This window comes from Soonwooa sp. (genome assembly GCF_032062245.1).
Taxonomy (GTDB): domain Bacteria; phylum Bacteroidota; class Bacteroidia; order Flavobacteriales; family Weeksellaceae; genus Soonwooa.
Genome location: NZ_DAMBQF010000053.1, coordinates 1 through 3,570 on the forward strand (window position 1 = coordinate 1; position 3,570 = coordinate 3,570).

Annotated in this window: 4 protein-coding genes; all 4 read left to right on the forward strand. The window is 29.5% G+C overall.

All coding sequences use genetic code 11. The features are described from left to right. On the forward strand, positions 1 to 1,138 hold a 1,138-nt coding region (locus tag RT037_RS13650; protein ID WP_313032312.1), incomplete at its 5' end, for a DUF3800 domain-containing protein. A 292-nt stretch (positions 1,139 to 1,430) separates the two neighbouring features. After that, positions 1,431 to 1,682, forward strand: coding sequence for a type II toxin-antitoxin system ParD family antitoxin (locus RT037_RS13655; protein ID WP_313032315.1), 252 nt, complete (start codon positions 1,431 to 1,433; stop codon positions 1,680 to 1,682). Further along, a complete protein-coding gene (locus RT037_RS13660; protein ID WP_313032317.1) occupies positions 1,675 to 1,974 on the forward strand; it encodes a type II toxin-antitoxin system RelE/ParE family toxin in 300 nt (99 codons plus the stop codon). Before RT037_RS13655 ends, RT037_RS13660 begins: the two co-directional genes overlap by 8 nt. Positions 1,975 to 2,183: 209 nt before the next feature. Beyond that, positions 2,184 to 3,296 (forward strand): DUF6794 domain-containing protein, encoded by a 1,113-nt coding sequence (locus tag RT037_RS13665; protein ID WP_313032320.1) that lies wholly within the window; start codon positions 2,184 to 2,186, stop codon positions 3,294 to 3,296. Positions 3,297 to 3,570 lie beyond the last annotated feature (274 nt).

Here is a 3,570-nt window from a genome sequence, read left to right on the forward strand (position 1 = left end):
CTGGTTGACAGTTTTGTGCTCCGAATCCCGCCCGAACGCAAAGCCCGAAAACGTTATCGGCAATTTTATAAAAACTATGCAGAAAATTTACTTTGATGAATCAGGAAATACAGGAGCAGATCTTCTAAATTTAGATCAAAAAGCATTTATCCTTTGTTCTAATAACTTTTCAACTGAAGAATGTGAGGAATTACTTAAACTTTTTGAAAATGATGCTGAATTACATTTCGTAAAACTTAAAAAATCACCAAAAGGTCGTGAATCTATTATAAAACTTTTAAATCACGAATTAATTCGAGAAGAAAAAGTTGCAATATATGTTGTCCATAAAGAATTGGCAACCATTGCCCAAATTGTTGACCAATTAATTGAACCCGTTTTTTACGAAAAAGGACTTGATTTATATAAATTTGGGCTAAATATTCAATATACAAATTTCATTTTTTATTTTGGCAATTTCTTTTGGAACAAAGCGCTTTATAATGAAATGATAACCAATTTTATTTCTATGTTCCGAAAAAGAGATTCCGATTCTATTAATAAATTTTATAAAACAGTTGAAGAACTAATTGAAACCGTTGATGATGAATACTTAGGTCTATTATATCCTATACGTGATAGCAGGCCTCAAATTTTAAGAATATTAGAGAACAGCGATAAATTTACAATTGATGTTACTTTTTCTTGTTTTTTAGTGCTGTGTGATCGTTGGTATAAAGTTTTAGGGGAAAAATTTGATGTTATATTTGATAATTCTAAACAAATTGAACATTATAGTGAGTATATAGAATTTGTGAGAAATTTAAAAGTCGAAATTCAAGAAGTAGGCTTTGACTCAAGAAAAATGACATACCCTGCGCAAATAAATAGTGTTCAATTGACAGATTCTAAATTTGAAGTAAATATCCAAATTTCAGACATTATTGCAAGTGCGATTGGATTTATGTATAACAATAAAAATAACAGGTATACAGAATTTGTCAAAAAAATTCAAGAGTCAAAAATTCTTAATCTTGAAAATGCAAATATGATTTGGCCCACTACAGAAGTAACACCTGAAGAACTTAATATGCAAAATGGAGAAGGCAATAATGTTCTTGACTTTCTCGCTGAGCAATTTATACGAGAGGGAAAATAAAAAACTGCCGATAACATAGTATTTGCAAAAGGCGGGGTTGAATACATAATAGAAAGACCCGATGCATTTAGCCGCAAATTGCTTTTCGTTCCACATTTTTTTGTAATTTAGTTCCACGAAAAAGCAATTTGCTTCGTTCGGTCGCAAATTGAACTTTCAGTTAAATTTAGCCCGCCCTTCGCAAATACTTTTTCCGTTAGACGTAATTTTACAAGCGCAGTTCCCAAAGAAAAATTTGTATAAATTACCAAAATTTGGTAACTTTGATTATTGAATTTTAAATTAAGTAAAAATGGGACGAAACACATCTGTTTCTTTAGGAAATTATTTTGAGGATTTTGTTGATAATAAAGTTTCTCAAGGAAGATATAAAAATGCAAGCGAAGTTATTCGAGCAGGCTTACGACTTTTAGAGGAGGAAGAAAACAAGATTCAAATTTTGAAAAATGCAATTCAAGAAGGAATTAAGAGTGGAATCGCTAATGATTTTAATCCCCAAAAACATCTTGAATCTTTAAAAGCCAAAATGAAAAGTAATGGCTAAATATTTTTTTACCAATAAGGCTGTTGAAGATCTTACTAAAATCTATGAATATACCTATGAATTTTGGTCAGAAAATCAAGCAGATAAATATTATGAAGAGCTAATCGAATTCTGTCAATTATTAGCAGAAAACCCAAACATTGGAAAGAATTACGCTGAAATTGATTCTGAATATTACGGATTCTTGGCAAACAAACATATTATTTTTTATCGAATTCTAAATCAATTAGAAATTGAGATTGAGAGAATTCTTGGAGCAGAAATGGACTTAAAAAAACGCATTAAAGAATAAAAACTACGCCTAACATAGTATTGGCAAAATGCGGGGTTAAAGTCTAAGTTGAAATATTTGTAATATTTATCCGCCGCTGCTTTTCCGTATTGATTATTTTTGTAATTTAACAATCCGAAAAAAGCATCGGCTTCGTTTCTGAATTCTTGAACTTTCAGTCCTTCGAATTCCCGCACTTCGCCAATACTTTTTCCGTTATCTGCAATGCTATGAGAGCACTACTAACAATAATCACGATTTTATTCTTAACAAATTTAAGTGGACAAAATCGCAAACTTCCACAAAATTTAAAACAATCTGTAAAATATTTAGATAAGGATTGTTCGTTAACTGTAAAAAACAAAATAAAAACAACTCAAGAGGATAGTTTAATGTACACAGTTTATCCATTTTCAAAGACTGAACAAGGAAAAGACTATAAAACTATATTTAATTGGACTAGTGAAAATGGGAATCCAAAAATTGTAAAATATTTAGAAAAAAAAGGAATATATTCACAACCATCGAAAGTACTACTCTACGCTTTTAAAACATATTTAAATAATGGAAAAATAAATGAAAAAGAAATACTTCATAAATATATTTCCATTCAAAAAACGATTGATGATCAAGAAAAGGTAAGATTTACTACAGATTCAATAAACAAAGTTTATATTCCCAAAGATTTAGAAGATTGCTATAAACAAATAAATAAATTTTGGGCAGACAGTACAAAAATCAAAATGAAAAAACTTTCTGAAAATGATTTTACTGCAAGTCTTCATTTTGGGCTTGGAATGTGGATGAGAAATAATTGGCAATTATGGGGCGGTTCAAGACTATCAAAATTTTTTAATGATTTGAAAATTTACCATCCAGATGATATGTCAGGAATTATTTTGGTAAGTTACTATAGACATTTAAACAATCAAGAAATTAAACTTAATGAACAAATTAAATATTATCAAGATTATTGGGAAAAGTCCAAAAACAACGAAGTAAATAGAAAGTTAGACGAGTTTTCAGAATATAAAATTGGTGGTAAACTTGAATTTAATTATAATAAATGGTATGTAAGTAAAGAACAGGAATCTAAAGATGATAATGATATTTGTAAAGCCAAAGGAGTTATAATAGACCTTAATAAAAATGATTTTCTAATAAAAGTAAAAGTTCTTGATGCTTGTGACAAAAAAGGAATTATTTATTTTGATAATGAGGATCACATAATTTTTGATCCGAAAACAAAAAGAATGAGCAAACCGACTAAAAGAATTATAAAAACTGTAAAAACTGGCAAAGAGCACTGGTTTGAATATAAGGATTGGTCAATAACTGAATAGAAAAAAGCACTGCAGATAACATTGTATTGGCAAAAAACGGGGTGAATACTGTCTTTGAGAACTCAGTTAGCAATATCCGCAAAAAATTTTTCCTTTTACTTTTTCTCGTATATTAGCAAAAGGAAAAAATTTTTGCTCAAAGTCGGTTTCCCTTTGAAATTGTGTGCAAAGTAGCCCGTTCTTCGCCAATACTTTTTCCGTTATGTGCAAGCGTATCCGATGCATATTCCTGAAATAGGTTGACAAAAAATTCATTAAATATTGTCATACTATG